General features: G+C 74.0%; 14 protein-coding genes. 13 read left to right on the top strand and 1 reads right to left on the bottom strand.

Translation table 11 applies throughout. The annotated features are described in order from the left end of the window. Positions 1-4 precede the first annotated feature (4 nt). The gene (locus ACZDWJ_RS13780) at positions 5-685 is read left to right on the top strand and encodes a histidine phosphatase family protein (protein WP_463521603.1); all 681 of its coding nucleotides are present in this window, start codon (positions 5-7) and stop codon (positions 683-685) included. 125 nt (positions 686-810) lie between these two features. Here ACZDWJ_RS13780 and ACZDWJ_RS13775 read toward each other — a convergent pair whose 3' ends face one another. After that, positions 811-1,590: an SDR family oxidoreductase gene (locus tag ACZDWJ_RS13775; protein WP_463521601.1), complete on the bottom strand. Its 780-nt coding sequence runs from the start codon at positions 1,588-1,590 to the stop codon at positions 811-813. A gap of 257 nt (positions 1,591-1,847) precedes the next feature. Between ACZDWJ_RS13775 and ACZDWJ_RS13770 the strand changes: the two genes are divergently transcribed. The 12 genes from ACZDWJ_RS13770 (at position 1,848) to ACZDWJ_RS13715 (ending at position 19,069) form a co-directional block, all read left to right on the top strand. Beyond that, positions 1,848-2,468, top strand: a complete 621-nt coding sequence (locus ACZDWJ_RS13770; protein ID WP_463521599.1) for a PadR family transcriptional regulator — start codon at positions 1,848-1,850, stop codon at positions 2,466-2,468. Beyond that, on the top strand, positions 2,465-3,283 hold the full coding sequence (locus tag ACZDWJ_RS13765) for a phosphatase PAP2 family protein (protein ID WP_463521597.1): 819 nt from the start codon (positions 2,465-2,467) through the stop codon (positions 3,281-3,283). The genes ACZDWJ_RS13770 and ACZDWJ_RS13765 overlap by 4 nt, the downstream gene beginning before the upstream one ends. Beyond that, positions 3,280-4,002, top strand: a complete 723-nt coding sequence (locus tag ACZDWJ_RS13760; RefSeq protein ID WP_463521595.1) for an ABC transporter ATP-binding protein — start codon at positions 3,280-3,282, stop codon at positions 4,000-4,002. The genes ACZDWJ_RS13765 and ACZDWJ_RS13760 overlap by 4 nt, the downstream gene beginning before the upstream one ends. A gap of 1 nt (position 4,003) precedes the next feature. Beyond that, entirely contained in the window at positions 4,004-6,661 is a 2,658-nt protein-coding gene (locus ACZDWJ_RS13755) for an FtsX-like permease family protein (RefSeq protein WP_463521593.1), read from the top strand. Between the two features lie 267 nt (positions 6,662-6,928). Next, positions 6,929-9,898: a S8 family serine peptidase gene (locus ACZDWJ_RS13750; RefSeq protein WP_463521591.1), complete on the top strand. Its 2,970-nt coding sequence runs from the start codon at positions 6,929-6,931 to the stop codon at positions 9,896-9,898. A gap of 156 nt (positions 9,899-10,054) precedes the next feature. Beyond that, entirely contained in the window at positions 10,055-10,684 is a 630-nt protein-coding gene (locus tag ACZDWJ_RS13745) for a TetR/AcrR family transcriptional regulator (RefSeq protein WP_463521589.1), read from the top strand. Further along, entirely contained in the window at positions 10,681-11,496 is an 816-nt protein-coding gene (locus tag ACZDWJ_RS13740) for a TIGR03084 family metal-binding protein (RefSeq protein ID WP_463521587.1), read from the top strand. Before ACZDWJ_RS13745 ends, ACZDWJ_RS13740 begins: the two co-directional genes overlap by 4 nt. Then, complete coding sequence (locus ACZDWJ_RS13735; protein ID WP_463521585.1) at positions 11,493-13,235, top strand: acyclic terpene utilization AtuA family protein; 1,743 nt, start codon at positions 11,493-11,495, stop codon at positions 13,233-13,235. The genes ACZDWJ_RS13740 and ACZDWJ_RS13735 overlap by 4 nt, the downstream gene beginning before the upstream one ends. Beyond that, the gene (locus ACZDWJ_RS13730) at positions 13,232-14,398 is read left to right on the top strand and encodes an acyl-CoA dehydrogenase family protein (protein WP_463521583.1); all 1,167 of its coding nucleotides are present in this window, start codon (positions 13,232-13,234) and stop codon (positions 14,396-14,398) included. Before ACZDWJ_RS13735 ends, ACZDWJ_RS13730 begins: the two co-directional genes overlap by 4 nt. Then, positions 14,395-16,008 carry an acyl-CoA carboxylase subunit beta gene (locus ACZDWJ_RS13725; protein WP_463521581.1) on the top strand — a complete coding sequence of 538 codons (1,614 nt, stop codon included), beginning with the start codon at positions 14,395-14,397 and terminating at the stop codon, positions 16,006-16,008. Before ACZDWJ_RS13730 ends, ACZDWJ_RS13725 begins: the two co-directional genes overlap by 4 nt. After that, on the top strand, positions 16,005-17,909 hold the full coding sequence (locus ACZDWJ_RS13720; RefSeq protein WP_463521579.1) for an acetyl/propionyl/methylcrotonyl-CoA carboxylase subunit alpha: 1,905 nt from the start codon (positions 16,005-16,007) through the stop codon (positions 17,907-17,909). Before ACZDWJ_RS13725 ends, ACZDWJ_RS13720 begins: the two co-directional genes overlap by 4 nt. Beyond that, positions 17,906-19,069 (top strand): acyl-CoA dehydrogenase family protein, encoded by a 1,164-nt coding sequence (locus ACZDWJ_RS13715; RefSeq protein WP_463521577.1) that lies wholly within the window; start codon positions 17,906-17,908, stop codon positions 19,067-19,069. Before ACZDWJ_RS13720 ends, ACZDWJ_RS13715 begins: the two co-directional genes overlap by 4 nt. The last annotated feature ends 96 nt before the right edge of the window (positions 19,070-19,165 follow it).

The raw sequence follows: 19,165 nt of genomic DNA, 5'->3' as shown, positions 1-19,165 counted from the left end.
GCGGGTGCTGCTGGTCCGCCACGGCCAGGCGTCCTTCGGCGCCGACGACTACGACGTCCTCTCGCCGGTGGGCTGGGAGCAGGGCCGGATGCTCGGCCGCCACCTCGCCGCCGCCGGCCTGACGCCGACGTCGCTGGCCCGGGGCGCGATGCGCCGCCACCGCGAGACCCTCGAGGCCGTCTGCGAGGGCGCCGGCTGGACCACGCCGCCGCGCGAGGACGCCCGCCTCGACGAGTTCGACCACGTCTCGGTCGTCGCCGCGCACCCGGAGTTCGCCGCCCGTGGCGCCGACCACGACCGTCGCTCGTTCCAGGTGCTCTTCGAGGAGGCCACCACCCGCTGGGCCGCCGGCGTCGACGCCGGCGCGGGCGAGTCCTACCTCGCCTTCCGCACCCGCGTGCAGGCCGGTCTGCTCGCACTGGCCGACGAGGCCGGCCCGGGTCGCACCGTCCTGGCCGTCACCTCCGGCGGCGTGATCGCCGCCCTCGCGGCGGCGCTGATCCTCGACGTCGACCTCACCGCCCCGCCCGTCCGCGACGACGTCCTCGCCGGCGCCTGGCAGCGGCTCAACGCCGTCTGCGTCAACACCGGCGTCAGCGGCGTCGTCGTCGGCTCCTCCGGCCCGCGGCTGCTGACGTTCAACGAGCACGAGCACCTGGATGCGGGGGCGCTGACGTACCGGTGAGGTCGGCCAGTTTCATCGGCTAGCCGATGAAACTGGCGGTTGGACGATGAAACTTCACCGTGCAGGCGCAAGTTTCATCGGTCAACCGATGAAACTTCCTGGCGCTCCGCACCCGACACCCGCCCTCAGATCAACCGCTTCAGCACCGGCAGCGGGGCGTGCCTCATGACGACCGAGAGCGGCGCCCACGGGAGGGCGGGGACGCAGGCGTCGGCGACCTCCTTCTCGATGGCGGCCACCATCGAGCGGACGCCCTTCTCGGTGGAGGCCATCAGCGGCGTCGACTGCGCGACCTGGTCGTTCATCTCCGAGGCGATGTAGCCGGGGTAGAGCACGGTGACCTTGACGGTGCGGCCGAGCTCGGTGCCGTGCAGCTCGGTGCGCAGCCCCTCGGCGAGGTGGGCGACGCCGGCCTTGGTGGCGGCGTAGGTGGTGAGGGTCTTGGGCAGGCCGCGCATGGCCGACATCGACGACACCATGACGAGGTGGCCGGCGCGCTGCTCGCGGAAGGCCTCCATCGCGGCCTCGGTCTGGGCGAGGGCGGCGACGAAGTTGGTCATCGCGGTCTCGCGGTTGGCGTCGAAGCGGCCGGTGCCCAGGGGCGCGCCCTTGCCGAGGCCGGCGTTGACGATGACGCGGTCGAGGCTGCCGAGCTCCTCGCGGAAGGAGCGGAAGGTCGCGAAGACGGCGTCGTCGTCGGTGACGTCGAGGGGCCGGACGGCGATGCGGAGGTCGGCGCGGACGCCGGGGCGGGCGCGGATCTCCTCGCTCAGCTCCTCGAGCCGCTCGGTGCGGCGGGCGCACAGGGCCAGGTCGTGGCCGCGGTCGGCGAGCTGGCGGGCCATCTCGGCGCCGAGCCCCGAGGAGGCGCCGGTGATCAGGACGGTGCGGCGGGTGAGGGACACGCGCGGCAGCCTACGGCCGCAGGAGGGCGCGGACGGGGGCGTCCATCCGCCGACGCGACGGCTCCGAACGTCTCCCCGACACGCCGCGACACCCCGCGGACGCCCGTCGGGACGGCCCTCACCCGATTGATGCATACTGCGTATGCACACATCAGGCATACTCCGTATGCATCCTGGGTATCCCCTGAGAACGGCCCGCCGCCCCCAGCACCCCCGCACCACTCCCCACCCGCCCCACACCGCCCCGAGGTCACGTCATGTCCGTCAAGCAGGCGCTCCTCGCGCTGCTCGAGACCGGTCCGATGTACGGCTATCAGCTGCGCACGGAGTTCGAGCAGCGCACCGGCTCCACCTGGCCGCTCAACGTCGGCCAGGTCTACACGACCCTCGCCCGCCTCGAGCGCGACGGCCTCGTCAGCTCCGACGGCGCCGACGACGAGGGCCACGTGCGCTACCAGGTCACCTCCGCCGGACGCGAGGAGGTCGCCGGCTGGTTCGCCACCCCGGTGGCCCGCACCCAGCCCCCGCGCGACGAGCTCGCCATCAAGCTGGCCCTGGCGGTCACCGTCCCGGGCATCGACGTCGGCGCGGTCATCCAGCAGCAGCGGGCCGCCACGATCCGCGCGCTGCAGGACTACACGCGTCTCAAGCGCGAGGACCGCGCGGCCCGACCCCGCGGCCCCGAGGACCTCGCCTGGAGCCTCGTCCTCGACTCCCTGGTCTTCGACGCCGAGGCCGAGGTGCGCTGGCTCGACCACTGTGAGACCCGCATCCGCCGCGCCGCCCTCGAGCGGGCCTCGCAGCCCGGAGCGACCCGCCGCGACGCCGGCACCGGCCCCGGCACCGACGCGCCCGCCTCCCTGCGAGTCGTCCGATGAGCGCCCCGGTGGCCGAGACGGCCGTCCGCCCGCGCCCGACGATGCGCGAGCGCCTCCTGCGCGTGGCCCGCGAGGTTTCGCTCATCGCGGTGCTCTACGTCGCCTACAGCGCCTCGCGCATGATCGCCTCCGACGCGATCGCCCCGGCCCTGCAGCGCGCCCTCGACCTCGTGCACGTCGAGCGCCTGCTCGGACTGCACTGGGAGCTCACCCTCAACCAGGTCTTCGTCGAGGTGCAGGTGCTCGGCCTCCTCGGCAGCTACTGGTATGCCACCGCCCACTACGTCGTCACCGCGGGCGTCCTGGTCTGGCTGTTCCGTCGCGGCCCCGAGGCCTACCTCCCGGCGCGCCGCGCGCTGGTCACCGCCACCCTCATCGGCCTCGCGTTCTACCTGACGCTGCCCACCGCGCCGCCGCGGTTCCTCGGCGGCTACACCGACGTCCTGCAGCTGCACTCCGCCGACGGCTGGTGGGGTGCGGACGCCTCGGCGCCCCGCGGCCTGGGCCAGCTCACCAACCAGCTCGCGGCGTTCCCGTCGCTGCACGCCGGCTGGGCGCTGTGGGTCGCGATCGTCGTCCAGCGCCACGCCCGCCACCGGGTCTCGCGCTGGCTGGGCTGGCTGCACGCGCTGGTCACCGCGGTCGTCATCGTCGGCACCGGCAACCACTGGGTCATCGACGCCCTGCTCGGCTGGGTGGTGGTGCTGGCGGGCTTCGTCATCGCCGACCGCATCACCGTGCGCCTGAGTCGGCGACGCGAGGCCGAGGCGCCGACTCCGGAGCCCACCCAGGCACCGACGCAGGGCGCGGCGTGAGCGCGGCCGTCCTCGAGCTGCGCGACGTCGTCCGGGTGCACGGCAGCGGCGAGACGGCCGTCCAGGCGCTGCGCGAGGTCTCCTTCCACGCCGAGGCCGGCGAGCTCGTCGCCGTCATGGGCCCCTCGGGCTCGGGCAAGTCGACGCTGCTGACGCTGGCCGGCGGGCTCGACCAGCCGAGCTCGGGCCAGGTGCTCGTCGAGGGCCAGGACCTCACCGCGATGGGCGCCGACGCCCGCGCCCGCCTGCGCCGCACGAGCCTGGGCTACGTCTTCCAGGACTTCAACCTCATCCCCGCGCTCACCGCCGCGGAGAACGTCGCGCTGCCCCTCGAGCTGGCCGGACACCGCACCGGCGCGGCCCGCAGGCTGGCCCGGGAGGCGCTCGCCGAGGTCGGCATCGAGCACCTCGCCGATCGCTTCCCCGACCACATGTCCGGCGGTCAGCAGCAGCGCGTGGCGATCGCCCGCGCGGTGGTCGGCGAGCGCCGGCTGATCCTGGCCGACGAGCCCACCGGCGCCCTCGACAGCCAGACCGGCGAGGACATCCTGCGGCTGCTGCGCGAGCGCTGCGACGCCGGCGCCGCGGGCGTCCTGGTCACCCACGAGGCCCGGCACGCCGCCTGGGCCGACCGCGTGGTCTTCCTGCGCGACGGCGTCGTGGTCGACGAGTCCGGCTCCCGCCCCGACGCCTCCCTGCTGCTCGCGGACGGCCTCTGACGTGGGCGCCCCCGGACGCCTGGCCGCCTGGCGGTCGGGCTGGCTCCTCGCGCTCCGCGTCGCCCGACGCGACGCCGCCCGCGCGCGGGCGCGCTCGGCCCTCGTCCTGGTGATGATCGCGCTGCCGGTCACCGCGATCGTGTGCGCGGTGACGCTGCTGCGCACCCAGGACGTCTCCTCCAGCGAGGGGCTCGACCGGCGCATCGGCGAGGCGCAGGCGCTGGTGTCGGTGAGCCTCCCCGCGGGGCCGCAGATCCAGGCCCCCGACCCCGACGACGCGTCGGTGTCCTACGGCGACGAGCTGCCCGCCGACCGCACCGTCGACGCCGCGATGATCCGTCGGGTGGTGCCCGGCGCTCGCGTCCAGGAGCTGCGACGCGGGCTCGGCGCCGCGCGCACCGACCACGGCGCGGTCGCCGTCCAGCTGCTCGGCGCGCCCTTCGACACCCCGGCGGCCCGCGGCCTGGTGCGCTTGGAGCAGGGACGGCTGCCGGCGGCGCGCTGCGAGGTCACCGTGACCCCGCGCCTGGCCGCCGACACCGGGCTCGGCCTCGGCGACGACCTCGTCCTCAGCGGCGATCGCCAGCCCTGCGCGCGGATGCCGGTCGTGGGCATCGCCGACGACGCCAGCGCGCGCGACCTGACGATGGCCGCCGGCCTGGCGAGCACCGTCGCCGAGCCGGTGGGCTCGCGGGCCTGGCTGGTCGACGGTCCCGAGGTCACCTGGACCCAGGTGCGCGCGCTCAACGCCGCAGGCGGCCTGGTGGTCTCCCGCGAGGTCGTGCGGCATCCGCCGCCGCTGCCGCCGCAGGTGCGCGCGATCCAGGACCGCATCGACACCACGCTGCTCACGGTGGTGGCGCTGCTGGCGACGATGATCCTCATCCAGGTCGTCCTGCTGGCCGGCCCGGCGTTCGCGGTCGGCGCCCGACGCCAGGCCCGCGACCTCGCGCTCGTGGCCACCGCGGGCGGCACGCCGGCGCAGTCGCGCCGGGTCGTCCTCGCCACCGCGGTCGTCCTCGGCACCCTGGCCTCGGTGCTCGGCACCGGGCTCGGCATCGTCGCGGCCCGGCTGCTCACCGGACCGCTGCAGGAGCGCTCGTCGAGCTGGCTGGGACCCTTCCAGGTGCCGGTGCTGCAGGTGGTCGTCGTCGCGGTCCTCGGGCTGCTCAGCGCACTGCTCGCGGCTGCGGTCCCGGCGCTGCTGGCCTCGCGGCAGGACGTCGTCGCCGTGCTCGCCGGACGCCCCGCCGACGCCACTCCCTCGCGACGCAGCCCCGTCGCCGGCCTGGTCCTCATCGGCCTGGGCGTCGGCGGCGCGGTGCTCGGCGCCCGCGGCGCCGGCGGCGAGCTGCCCATCGCGGGCTCGGCGATCCTCATGGTCCTCGGGATGGTGCTGCTCGTGCCGGTGCTCGTCGTGGCCACCTCGCGGCTGGCCGCCCGCCTGCCGCTCCCGCTGCGCTACGCCGCCCGCGACGCCGCCCGCCACCGGGTGCGCACCGCGTCCGCCGTCGCCGCGGTGGCCGCCACCGTCGCCGGCGTCACCGCGCTCGGCATCGGCGCCACCAGCGACGAGGAGCAGAGCCGCGCGATCTACGCCGAGACGCTGCCGCTCGGCGAGGGCCGGATCGGCTCGGCCACGGCGCTCGACGACGCCCAGTGGGGCCGGCTGCGCGAGGCCGTCGCCGCCGCCCAGCCCGGCGCCCGCATCGCCGCCGTGCGCGGCATCTCGCCCTCGGCCGCGCCGGACACCACGCTCCAGGTCGACCTCGACGGCAACCTCGAGGTCGCGCCGTACGCCACCGATCTCGGGGAGACCCCGGTGCGCGTGGTCGAGCAGGCGCCCACCGACCTGCGGCTCACCGACGCCGAGCGCGCGGGCGTCGACGCCGCCCTCTCCCGCGGCCGGATGGCCGTGCTCGTGCAGCGTCCGTTCCGGCCGCGCGCCGTGTCGCTGACCCTCACCACGCTCGACGCGGTCACCTACGAGCCGCGCGGCCGCGCGCGCACCGTCCTGATCCCGGCGACGGGGGTCGAGGTCGCCGGCGAGGGCACCCTGCGTGCGGTGGCGCTCGCGCCGCCCGGCCTGCTGGAGAAGGCGGGCGTGCGCACGGGCGTCACCGCGCTGACCTGGCGCGACGCCGGCGGCGCGATGCCCTCGCGCGCGGCCCAGGACCGCATCACGGGTGCCGCGGCGGCCGTCGACACCGCGGCCACGGTCTACGTCGAGCGCGGCTACCAGACGCCGCCCGAGGTGGCGCGCGTGCGCCTCGTGCTCGTCGTCCTCGGCGCGGTGCTGATGCTCGGCGGCACCCTGACCGCCACGCTGCTCGCCCTGGCCGACGCCGGGGCCGACCTCGCCACCCTCGGCGCCGTCGGCGCCACCCCACGGCTGCGCCGCCTGGTCGCCGGCGCCTACGCGCTGCTGCTGGCCGGACTCGGGGCGATCCTCGGCCTCCTCGTGGGGCTCGTGCCCGGCATCGCGGTCACCTACCCGCTCACCCGCGACCTCGGCCTCGGCGACGGTCAGAGCGCCACGCACTACCTCGACATCCCCTGGGGCCTGCTCGCGATCGTCGTCCTGGGGCTGCCGGTGCTCACCGCCGCTGCCGCGGCCGCCCTCACGCGCTCGCGCCTGCCGCTGGGCCGCCGCACCTGAGCGGCCGACGTGCGCCCCGGGGCATCGAGGACGCCCGTCGACGGCCGGTCACCGGCCGTCGGCCCAGGTCACCGAAGGATTTCCTGTGCATTTCATGAGGGCCAGATGCTTGACGCGGCAGGTCCCGGGGGTTTCGGATGAACCCTTGTCGGCCGTGACTCACTCGGGGACACGGCGCATCTCACGTGGAGGGAGCCCACGTTGTCGTACCTCATCCGGGGACGGCGGCCGCAGATCGCGACCGTCGGACTCGCCCTCTCGTCTGCCTTGGCCCTGGGCCTGGCAGGCATCTCGGCGGCAGTCGCCTCACCCGGCGCGCCGGCGTCGGAGAAGGCAGCGTCCGCAGCACCGAGCTCGCTGACCGCGGGCCACTACGTCGTCCTGCTCAAGCAGGCCAGCGCCGCCACCTACAAGGGCGGCACCGACGGCATCGCCGCGACGTCCCCGTCGGTCACCGGCACGGACTTCCGCGCCAAGGCCTCGAGCACCGCGCGCTACACCTCGCTGCTGAGGACCCAGCAGTCCGACGTCGCCAAGGACTACGGCGTCTCGGTCGACGACCGCTACACCGTGGCGGTCAACGGCTTCAGCGCCGACCTGTCGAAGAAGCAGGCCATCGCGCTCTCGCAGGACAAGCGCGTCCTGATGGTCTCCAAGGACGCCCTGCAGAAGCCGGACGCCTACCAGACCACGCCCGACTACTTCGGCCTCACCGGCTCCAAGGGCCTGTGGCTGAAGAACGGCGGAGCCGCGAAGGCCGGCGACGGCGTCGTCATCGCCGACATCGACACCGGCATCTGGCCCGAGGCGCCCTCCTTCAAGGGCACGAAGCTCACCTCGACCCCGCAGGGTCCCTGGGACATCTCCCAGGAGGGCGACGCCACCCGCATGGAGAAGAAGGACGGCGGCCTGTTCACCGGCCGCTGCGAGGCCGGCCCGGAGTTCCCCTCCACCACCTGCAACACCAAGGTGATCGGCGCCCGCGTCTACAGCGAGGGCTTCCTCAAGAACGTCAAGGGCCCCGAGGGCCTGGCCGACTACGAGTACCTCTCCGCGCGTGACGGCGGCGGCCACGGCTCGCACACCGCGAGCACCGCGGCCGGCAACACCGGCGTCAGCACCAAGGTCGTCGACACCACCTACAAGAACCTCGCCGGCATGGCCCCGGGCGCGAAGATCGCGGTCTACAAGGTCTGCTGGAGCGCGAAGAACCCCGACGACGACGGCTGCACCACCAGCGACATCCTCGCCGCCATCGACGACGTCATCCAGGACAACGCCGACGTCATCAACTTCTCCATCGGCGGCGGCGCGTCCTCCGAGCTCGGCCCCGACGACATCGCGTTCGAGGCGGCCGCCGAGGCGGGCATCTTCGTCGCGGCCAGCGCCGGCAACTCCGGCCCGGGCGCCACGACCCTCGACCACGCCGGTCCGTGGCTCACCACGGTCGCCGCGTCGACGTCCTACAACGCCGAGAACACCGTCGTCCTGGGCGACGGCACCAAGCTGGCCGGCGCCTCGCTGGCCTCGCGGGCCGTCCCGAAGACCACGCTGGTCTCCTCCACCTCGGTGAAGCTCGCCTCCGCGGCCGACGCCGACGCCAACCTGTGCAAGACCGACACCCTCGACCCGGCCAAGGTCGCCGGCAAGATCGTCGTCTGCACGCGTGGCGTGAACGCCCGCACCGAGAAGTCCGCCGAGGTCAAGCGGGCCGGCGGCATCGCGATGGTGCTCATCAACGCCGTCCCGAGCAGCCTCGACTCTGACGCCCACGTCATCCCGACGGTCCACCTCGACGACGTCGACGGCAAGAAGGTCACCGCCTACCTCGCCTCGGCCGGTGCGAACGCGAAGGCCTCCTTCGTGCTGGGCAACCTCGTGAGCAAGACCCCGATCCCCCAGGTCGCGGGCTTCTCCTCGCGCGGTCCGACCGACGTCGCCGGCGGCGACGTCCTCAAGCCCGACATCGCGGCGCCGGGCGTGAGCGTGCTCGCGGCCGTGGCCCCGCCGTCCAACGGCGGTCGTGCCTACGACTTCTACTCCGGCACCTCCATGGCCGCCCCGCACATCGCGGGCCTGGCCGCCTTCCTCATCGGCAAGCACCCCACCTGGGGCCCGATGACGATCAAGTCGGCCATGATGACCACGGCGACGCCGACCCGCACCCCGGGCGGCTACCCGAGCTCGGACGTGTTCGCACAGGGCGCGGGCGAGGTCGACCCGGCCGCGATGTTCGACCCCGGCCTGTTCATCACCTCCCGTCCGCAGGAGTGGAAGGGCTTCCTGGCCGACCAGGGCTACAACACCGGCGTCAAGCCGATCGGCGCCAACGAGATCAACACCCCGGCCCTGGCCGAGGGCTCCGGCGCCGGCCCGATCACCTTCACGCGCACCATCTTCGCGCAAAAGACGGGCACCTGGAAGATCGCCAGCACGGTCAAGGGCTTCACGCTCAAGACCTCGCCGTCCACGATCGTCTCCAAGCGCAAGGGCGACCTCATCACGGTGAGGTTCACCTTCACCCGCACCACCGCGAAGCTGGCCACCTACGCCAAGGGCTACGTGACCCTCACCGGTCCCACCAGCCTGAAGCTGCCCGTGGCCCTGCGTCCGGTGGCGGTCGACGCCCCGACGAACGTGTCGGGCACCGGCGCCGAGGGCACCAAGGACGTCACGGTCAACCCGGGCATCACCGGCGACCTCGACCTCACGCTGTCCGGCCTCGCGAAGGCCGACACCGTGCAGGACGCGGTGGGCGCGGGCGAGGACAACCTCACCTGCGTGACGGTGGGCGACGGCGCGAAGCTCGCGCGCTTCGACCTCGACGCCACCGACGCCGACGCCGACCTGGACCTCACGGTCTACGCCGCGCAGAGCTGCGACCCGGCGACCATCACCGCCGAGGCCGGCAAGTCGGCCACGGCGTCGGGTGACGAGCGCGTCGACCTCGAGGCCCCGGACGCCGGTGCATACATCGTCGACGTCAACGGGTACACCCCGGGCGCCTCGGGATCCCCGATCCCCTACCGCCTGGACACCTACGTCGTCGACGGCAGCACCACGCTGGGCTCGTTCACCGCGACGCCCAACCCGGTTCCGGTCACCACCGGCACCCCGGCCACCTTCACCCTCGGCTGGTCCGGCCTCGACGCCGGCGCCCGCTACCTGGGCCTGGTGGACTACGAGGGCGCGCTGGCGCCGACCGTCCTGACGGTCGACGTCCCGCCCGCCGGCTGATCCCCGGCTGATCCCCGGCTGATCAGCAGCCTCACCCGCAGCACCGACGGTGCCCGGATCCTCCTCGAGGGTCCGGGCACCGTCGCGTTCCGGACCTGTCCCACGCATTAAAAGTCAGGCTTGACTGTTTGTTAGTTGCCGCTCCATGCTGAGCGCGTGTCGACCACCACGCGCGTCCCGCAGGAGGAGCGCACCCGCGTCATGCGGGCCCGGCTGCTCGAGGCCTGCGTCGAGGTGCTCATCGAGCGGGGCTACGCCGGCACCTCCACCACGCTGGTCTCCGAGCGCGCCGGCGTGAGCCGCGGCGCCCAGCTGCATCACTTCCCGACCAAGGCCGACCTCGTCGTCGCCGCCGTCGAGCACCTCACCCGGGTGCGCGGCGACGCGCTGGCCGACGCCGCCGCTCGGCTGCCCGCCGGCACCCAGCGCACCCGCGCCGTGCTCGAGATGCTCGGCGACCACTTCACCTCGCCGGTCTTCACCGCCGCCCTCGAGCTGTGGGTCGCCGCCCGCACCGACGCCGAGCTGCTCGCGGCGGTCGGCCCGCTGGAGCAGCGCGTCGGCCGCGAGGTGCACCGGCTCACCGTCGAGCTGCTCGGCGTCGACGAGACCGCTCCCGGCCAGCGCGAGCTCATCCAGGCCACCCTCGACCTCGTGCGCGGCCTGGGCCTGGCCAACACCATCTCCGACGACGGCCGCCGTCGACGTCGCATCCTCGACCAGTGGGCGCGCACCCTCGACGCCGCGCTGGTGCGTCCCGCCACGACCCCGGAGGCCTCCGCGTGAGCGACCTGCTCGAGCCCCTGCTCCTCGACCTCGCCGCGGTGGGCGAGCGCCTCCGCGCGCGCGTCGCCGACCTCGACGAGGCCGGATGGCGCACCCCCACCCCGGCTGCCGGCTGGGACGTCGCGACCCAGGTGGCCCACCTGCTGTGGACCGACGAGGTCGCCGTGCTGGCCGCCCGCGCCGGCACGCCCGAGGGCAAGGCGGCCTGGGACGAGGTCGTCCTGGCCGCCTTCGCCGACCCCGACGGCTTCGTCGACGCCACGGCGCTGGAGATCGGCCGCCTCGAGCCCACGACCCTCCTGGCCCGCTGGGACGCCGCCCGCACGAGCCTCGGCGAGGCGCTGCGCGCGGTGCCCGAGGGCGTCCGCCTGCCGTGGTTCGGGCCCCCGATGTCGCCGGTGTCGATGGGCACGGCGCGCCTCATGGAGACCTGGGCGCACAGCCTCGACGTCGCCGAGGCGCTGGGCGTCAGCGCCGAGCAGAGCCGCGCCGAGGCCGACGACCGCATTCGCCACGTCGCCCACATCGCCGTGCGCACCCGCGACTTCGCCTTCACCGTGCACGAGCTCACCCCGCCCGCCGAGCCGTTCCGCATCGAGCTCGCCGCGCCGTCCGGCGAGACCTGGGCCTACGGCCCGGAGGACGCCGCCCAGCGGGTCACCGGCTCGGCCTGGGACCTGTGCCTGCTGGCCACCCAGCGCGTGCACCGCGACGACACCGACCTCGTCGCCGTCGGTGCCGACGCCGACCGCTGGCTCGACATCGCCCAGTGCTTCGCCGGCCCCGCCGGCGAGGGGAGGAGCCCCCGATGAACCGCCCTGATGCTCCCGCCCTGCGGATCGGCAACTGCTCGGGCTTCTACGGCGACCGGATCACCGCCATGCGCGAGATGCTCGACGGCGGGCCGCTCGACGTCCTCACCGGCGACTACCTGGCCGAGCTGACGATGCTCATCCTCGGCAAGGACACCATGAAGGACCCTGCCGCCGGGTACGCCCGCACCCACCTGCGTCAGCTCGAGGACTGCCTCGGCACCGCGCTGGAGAAGGGCGTGCGGATCGTCTCCAACGCCGGCGGCCTCAACCCCGCGGGCCTCGCCGAGCGCATCCGCGAGGTCGCCCGCGGCCTCGGGCTCGACCCGCAGGTGGCCCACGTCGAGGGCGACGACCTGCGTCCGCGCGCCGCCGAGCTCGACCTCGGCCCGGCCGCGCTCACCGTCAACGCCTACCTCGGCGGGTTCGGCATCGCCGCGGCCCTGCGCGGCGGCGCCGACGTCGTCGTCACCGGACGCACCGCGGACGCCTCGCTCGTCGTCGGCCCGGCCGTCGCGTACTTCGGCTGGGCTCCAGAGGACCACGACCGCCTGGCCGGCGCCGTCGTCGTCGGCCACGTGCTCGAGTGCGGCGCCCAGGCCACCGGCGGCAACTTCAGCGGCTTCCGCGAGCTGATCCGCGCCGGCATGGACCCCCGCCTCCCGCTGGGCTTCCCGCTCGCCGAGCTGCACGAGGACGGCTCGAGCGTCATCACCAAGCACGAGGGCACCGGCGGCGCGGTCACCGTCGACACCGTCACCGCGCAGCTGGTCTACGAGATCCAGTCGACGCGCTACCTCCACCCCGACGTCACCACGCGCCTGGACTCCGTGCGCCTGGAGCAGGAGGGGCCCGACCGCGTCCGCATCAGCGACGTCGTCGGCGAGGCGCCGCCGCGCACCCTCAAGGTCTGCGTCAACGAGCTCGGCGGGTGGCGCAACAGCGCCGAGCTCGTGCTCACCGGCCTCGACGTCGAGGCCAAGGCCGACTGGGTGCGCGAGCAGCTCTCCCCGCGGCTGCGCGCGGCCACCGTGGCGTGGAGCGCCACCACCCGCCCGCCGGTCGACGCCGACACCGAGGAGGGCGCCTCGGTGCTGCTGCGCTGCACCGTCCAGGATCCCGAGCCCGGCCCCGTCGGCAAGGGCTTCACCGGCCCGCTGGTCGAGCTGGCCCTGGCGTCCTACCCCGGCTTCACGATGACCGGCCCGCCCGCGCAGCCCACCCCCTACGGCGTCTACCGGCCCGTCTACGTGGAGCGCTCGATGGTCGAGCACGCGGTGGTGCACGCCGACGGCCGACGCGAGGTCGTGCCCGAGCCCACCGCGTTCTCCGAGGCCGACCACGCCGCCGGGCTGCGTCCCTCGCCGTTCCCGGCGCCCGCCGACACCCTCAACCGGCGCGTCCCGCTCGGCACGTTCGTGCACGCCCGCTCCGGCGACAAGGGCGGCGACGCCAACATCGGCCTCTGGGTGGCCCACGACGGCTCGCCGCTGCGCGAGCAGCGCATCACCTGGCTGGCCAAGCTGCTCAGCCCCCGCAAGGTCCGCGAGCTCGTCCCCGAGGCCGCGGACCTCGACGTCGAGGTGCACCTGCTGCCCAACCTCGGCGCCGCCAACGTCGTCATCCACGGCCTGCTCGGACAGGGCGTGGCCGCCTCGACCCGCTTCGACCCCCAGGCCAAGGGCCTGGGCGAATGGGTGCGCTCGCGCACCGTCCATGTCCAGGAGGGACTGCTGTGACCACTGCCCCGACCGCCCCCGCCCCGACCAGCACCGACCACCACGAGGACCTGCGCGAGCTCGGACGCGAGTTCGTCCGCCGCGAGGTCGTCCCGCACCTGCAGCAGTGGGAGGACGAGCGCCTCATCCCGCGCGAGCTGCACGTCGCGGCGGCCAAGCAGGGCCTGCTCGGCGTCGGCTTCCCCGAGGAGGTCGGAGGCCAGGGCGGCAACGTCCTCGACACCGTCGTCCTGCAGGAGGCGATGTACGAGGCCGGCGCCTCCAGCGGCCTGATGGCCGGGCTGTTCACCCACGGCATCGCGCTGCCGCACATCGTCGCCAGCGGCGACGCCGCCCTCATCGACCGCTTCGTGCGCCCGACCCTGGCCGGGGAGATGATCGGCTCGCTGGCCGTCACCGAGCCCGGCGGCGGCTCCGACGTCGCAGGCATCCGCACCACCGCCCGCCGCGACGGAGACCACTACGTCGTCGACGGCGCGAAGACCTACATCACCTCCGGCGTCCGCGCCGACTTCGTGACCACCGCCGTCCGCACCGGCGGCCCCGGCCACGGCGGCGTCTCGCTGATCGTCGTCGAGAAGGGCACGCCCGGCTTCACCGTCGACCGCAAGCTGGAGAAGATGGGCTGGCACTGCTCCGACACCGCCGAGCTCGGCTACGCCGGCGTCCGGTTGCCGGCGGAGAACCTCGTCGGCGCCGAGAACAGCGGCTTCTACGCCATCGCCGCGCAGTTCGTCGTCGAGCGCGTCGCGCTGGCCGTGCACGCCTACGGCATCGCCGCCCGCTCGCTGGCGCTCACCGCCCAGTGGTGCCGCGAGCGCGAGACGTTCGGCAAGCCGCTCATCGCCAACCAGGTGGTGCGCCACAAGCTCGTCGAGATGCACCGCCAGGTGGAGGTCGCCCGCATCTACACCCACGAGGTCGCCCGCCGCCACGACGCCGGCGACGTCGTCATCGCCGAGGCCTGCCTGGCCAAGGAGACCGCCTGCAACACCGCCACCGCCGTCGTCGACGCCGCGGTGCAGCTGCACGGCGGCATGGGCTACATGAACGGCACCGAGGTCGAGCGGCACTACCGCGACGCCCGGATCCTGCCGATCGGCGGCGGCGCCACCGAGGTGCTCGCCGACCTCTCCGCCAAGCTGCTGGGGTACACCGCATGAGCGCGGACATCGGCGTCGAGACCGACACCGCGCCCGCAGCCGCGACCCACCGCGAGGCGATGCTCGAGCGCCTCGCCGCGCTCGATGCCGAGCAGGCCAAGGCCGTCGCCGGCGGCGGGGAGAAGCAGACCGCGCGGCACCACGCCCGCGGCAAGCTGCTGCCCCGCGAGCGCATCGAGCTGCTCATCGACGAGGGCTCGGCCTTCCTCGAGCTCTCGCCGCTGGCCGGCTGGGGCTCGGACTTCACCGTCGGGGCAAGCGTGGTCACCGGCATCGGCGTCATCGAGGGCGTCGAGTGCATGATCACCGCCAACGACCCCTCGGTGAAGGGCGGCGCCTCGAACCCGTGGACGGTGAAGAAGATCTTCCGCGCCGCGCAGATCGCCGCCGAGAACGGGCTGCCGACGGTCTCGCTGGTGGAGTCCGGCGGCGCCGACCTGCCCACGCAGAAGGAGATCTTCATCCCCGGCGGGAAGCTGTTCCGCGACCTCACGCGCTCGTCGGCGGCCAAGCTGCCCACCGTCGCGCTGGTCTTCGGCAACTCCACCGCCGGCGGTGCCTACGTGCCCGGCATGAGCGACTACGTCGTCATGGTGCGCAATCAGGCGAAGGTCTTCCTCGGCGGGCCGCCGCTGGTGAAGATGGCCACCGGCGAGGAGTCCGACGACGAGTCGCTGGGCGGCGCCGAGATGCACGCCCGCACCTCCGGCCTGGCCGACTACCTCGCCGAGGACGAGCACGACGCGATCCGCATCGGGCGCCGCATCGTCGGCCGGCTCAACTGGCGCAAGGCCGCCGACGAGCCCACCGGCTACGCCGAGCCCGACGCCGATCCCGACGGCCTGCTCGACCTCATCCCCAGCGACCTCAAGGAGCCCTTCGACCCCCGCGAGGTCATCGCGCGGGTCTGCGACGGCGTCAGCGCCTCGAACCCGGTGGCGTTCGACGAGTTCAAGCCGCTCTACGGCACCTCGCTGGTCACCGGCTGGGCGCGGCTGCACGGCCGGCCGATCGGCATCCTCGCCAACGCCCAGGGCGTGCTGTTCAGCGAGGAGGCCCAGAAGGCCACGCAGTTCATCCAGCTGGCCAACCAGATCGACGTGCCGCTGCTGTTCCTGCACAACACCACCGGCTACATGGTCGGCAAGGACTACGAGCAGCGCGGCATCATCAAGCACGGCGCGATGATGATCAACGCGGTCTCCAACTCCACCGTGCCGCACCTGACGGTGATCATGGGCGCCTCCTACGGCGCCGGCAACTACGGCATGAACGGCCGCGCCTACGACCCCCGGTTCCTCTTCACCTGGCCCTCGGCGAAGTCGGCCGTCATGGGCCCTGCGCAGCTGGCCGGCGTCCTCTCGATCGTGGCCCGCGCGGCCGCCGAGGGTCGCGGCCAGGCCTACGACGAGGAGGGCGACGCCGCCATGCGCGCCTTCGTGGAGGCGCAGGTCGAGGAGCAGTCGCTGCCGCACTTCCTCTCCGGGATGCTCTACGACGACGGCGTCATCGACCCGCGCGACACCCGCACCGTGCTCGGCATCTGCCTCTCGGTGATCGACTCCCGCCCGATCGAGGGCACCGACCGATTCGGAGTGTTCAGGCCGTGATCACCCGCCTCCTCGTCGCCAACCGCGCCGAGATCGCCAGCCGCGTCTTCCGCACCTGCCGCGAGCTCGGCGTCGAGACCGTCGCGATCCACTCCGACGCCGACGCCGGCCTGCCCTACGTCGCCGAGGCCGACCATGCGGTCCGGCTGCCCGGCAACGCCCCGGCCGAGACCTACCTGCGCGTCGACCTCGTGCTCGACGCCGCCCGCCGGGCCGGGGCCGACGCGATCCACCCGGGATACGGCTTCCTCTCGGAGAACGCCGAGTTCGCGCGGGCCGTCGAGGACGCCGGACTCACCTGGGTCGGGCCGACGCCGGACTCCATCGTCTCGATGGGCTCCAAGATCGGCTCGAAGGACCTCATGCGCGCCGCCGGCGTGCCCGTCCTCGAGGCGCCGGAGCAGCCCACCGACGCCGATCTGCCGCTGCTCGTGAAGGCGTCGGCCGGCGGCGGTGGCCGCGGCATGCGCGTGGTGCGCGAGCTCGCCGCGCTCGACGGCGAGATCGAGGCCGCCCGCGCGGAGGCGGCGTCGGCCTTCGGCGACGGCACCGTGTTCGTCGAGCCCTACATCGAGACCGGCCGTCACGTGGAGGTGCAGGTCGTCGGCGACGGCGCCGGCGGCGTCCTCGTGCTCGGCGAGCGCGACTGCTCCCTGCAGCGCCGCCACCAGAAGGTCGTCGAGGAGTCGCCCGCGCCGCGGCTGCCCGAGGCCGTCCGCAGCGCCCTGCACGACGCCGCCCGGCGGGCCGCCGAGGCCATCGACTACCGCGGCGCCGGCACCGTGGAGTTCCTCTACGACGGCGACGCCGAGCGGTTCTTCTTCCTGGAGATGAACACCCGCCTCCAGGTGGAGCACCCCGTCACCGAGCTCGTGCACGGCGTCGACCTCGTCGCCCTGCAGATCGCGGTGGCCGAGGGCCGGGGCCTGCCCGGCCTCGACGCCCCGCCGGTGCACGGCCACGCGATCGAGGTGCGGCTCTACGCCGAGGACCCGGCCGCCGACTACCAGCCGCAGAGCGGGCTGCTCACCGCCTTCGAGATCCCCGAGGAGCCGGGGCTGCGCGTCGACGCCGGCTTCGCCACCGGCAGCACCGTCTCGACGTTCTACGACGCGATGCTCGCGAAGGTGATCGCGTGGGCCCCGACCCGTGAGCAGGCCGCCCGCAAGCTCGCCGGCGCGCTCTCGCGGGCCCGCCTGCACGGCCTGGTCACCAACCGCGACCTCCTCGTCACGACCCTGCGCGACCCCGGCTTCCTGGCCGGCGAGGTCTCCACCGACCGGCTGCCCGGCATCGTCGCCGCGATGCCGGCGCGCGAGCCCGACGCCGGTGCCGCCGTCGCCGCCGCCGTCGCGCTGGCCGAGCGGTCGGTGGCCGCCCGCCGCGTGCAGACCCGCCTGCCCGTGGCGTGGCGCAACGTCGTCAGCCAGGCGCAGCGCACGGTCTTCGAGGAGGCCGAGGTGGCCTGGTTCGGCGGCCGCGACGGCTACGTCGTCGAGGAGCCGGCGGGCGTGAGCGTCGTCGAGGCCGGTGCCGAGACCGTCACCGTGGAGGTCGACGGGGTGCGCCGCACCTACGCGGTGACCGTCCACGGGGCCGCCCTCGACGTCGACGGTCCCGGCGGGCACACCCGCCTCACCCGCGTGCCGCGGTTCGTCGACCCGGCCGACCAGCTCGCCAGTGGCTCGCTGCTGGCGCCCATGCCCGGAACCGTCGTCAGCGTGACGGTGGCCCCGGGCCAGGAGGTCTCCGCAGGCCAGCCCGTGCTGGTCATGGAGGCCATGAAGATGCAGCACACCGTGAGCGCGCCGACCGACGGCGTCGTCACCGAGATCAACGTCGAGCCGGGCGCGCAGGTCGCCGCCGGAGAGGTGCTCGCCGTCGTGGAGGAGAAGGAATGAGCGTCAGCTTCACCGAGTCCGAGGAGCGCCAGGAGCTCCGCAAGGCCGTCGCGGCCCTCGCGTCCAAGTACGGACGCGACTACTTCGACGGTCAGGCCCGCAGCGGCGGCAAGACCACCGACCTGTGGCTCGACATCGCCAAGCACGGCTTCCTCGGCGTCAACGTGCCCGAGCAGTACGGCGGCGGGGGCGGCGGCATCGGCGACATCGCCGCGGTCTGCGAGGAGCTCGCCGCGCAGGGCTGCCCCCTGCTGCTGATGGTCGTCAGCCCCGCGATCTGCGGCACGATCATCGCCCGCTACGGCAGCGAGGAGCAGAAGCAGCGGTGGCTGCCCGGCATCTGCGACGGCACCGGCACCATGGCCTTCGCCATCACCGAGCCCGACGCCGGCACCAACACCCACAACATCACCACCACCGCCCGCAAGGACGGCGACGGGTGGATCCTCAACGGTCGCAAGATCTGGATCTCCGGGGTCGACGAGGCCTCGAACGTCCTCGTCGTCTCCCGCACCGAGGACGCGAAGACCGGTCGCCTCAAGCCCTGCCTGTTCGTCGTCCCGACCGACAGCCCCGGCTTCGAGGCCCGCGCCATCCCGATGGAGCTGATCAGCCCCGAGAAGCAGTTCCAGGTCTTCATCGACGACGTCCGGCTGCCCGCCGACGCGCTCGTCGGCGACGAGGACGGCGGCCTGGCCCAGCTCTTCGCCGGCCTCAATCCCGAGCGGATCATGGCCGCGGCGTTCAACACCGGCCTGGGCCGCTACGCCCTCGACAAGGCGGTGGCGTACGCCAAGGAGCGCGCGGTCTTCAAGACCCCCATCGGCGCCCACCAGGCCATCGCCCACCCGCTGGCGCAGAGCCACATCGAGCTGGAGATGGCGCGCCTGATGAACCAGAAGGCCGCCGCCCTCTTCGACGCCGGCGACGAGCTCGCCGCCGGCGAGGCCGCCAACATGGCCAAGTACGCCGCCGCCGAGGCCGCCTGCGACGCCGTCGACCGCGCCATCCAGACCCACGGCGGCAACGGCGCGTCCCAGGAGTACGGCCTGGCCTCGCTCCTCGTCGCCACCCGCGTCGGCCGGATCGCCCCCGTCAGCCGGGAGATGATCCTCAACTTCGTGTCCATGCACTCGCTGGGGCTGCCGAAGTCGTACTGAGGGTGGGTGCCCCGGGGGCATGCCAGTTTCCCCGGACATCCGGGGAAGCTGCTCCCGTGGGGCGTGTCCCGCAGGTTCTGAGGCCCGCGAACCTGC

The organism is Nocardioides sp. B129/18, assembly GCF_055282735.1.
The sequence above is the reverse complement of the archived record's forward strand: the minus strand, read 5'-3'. Positions and strand labels throughout refer to the sequence as shown.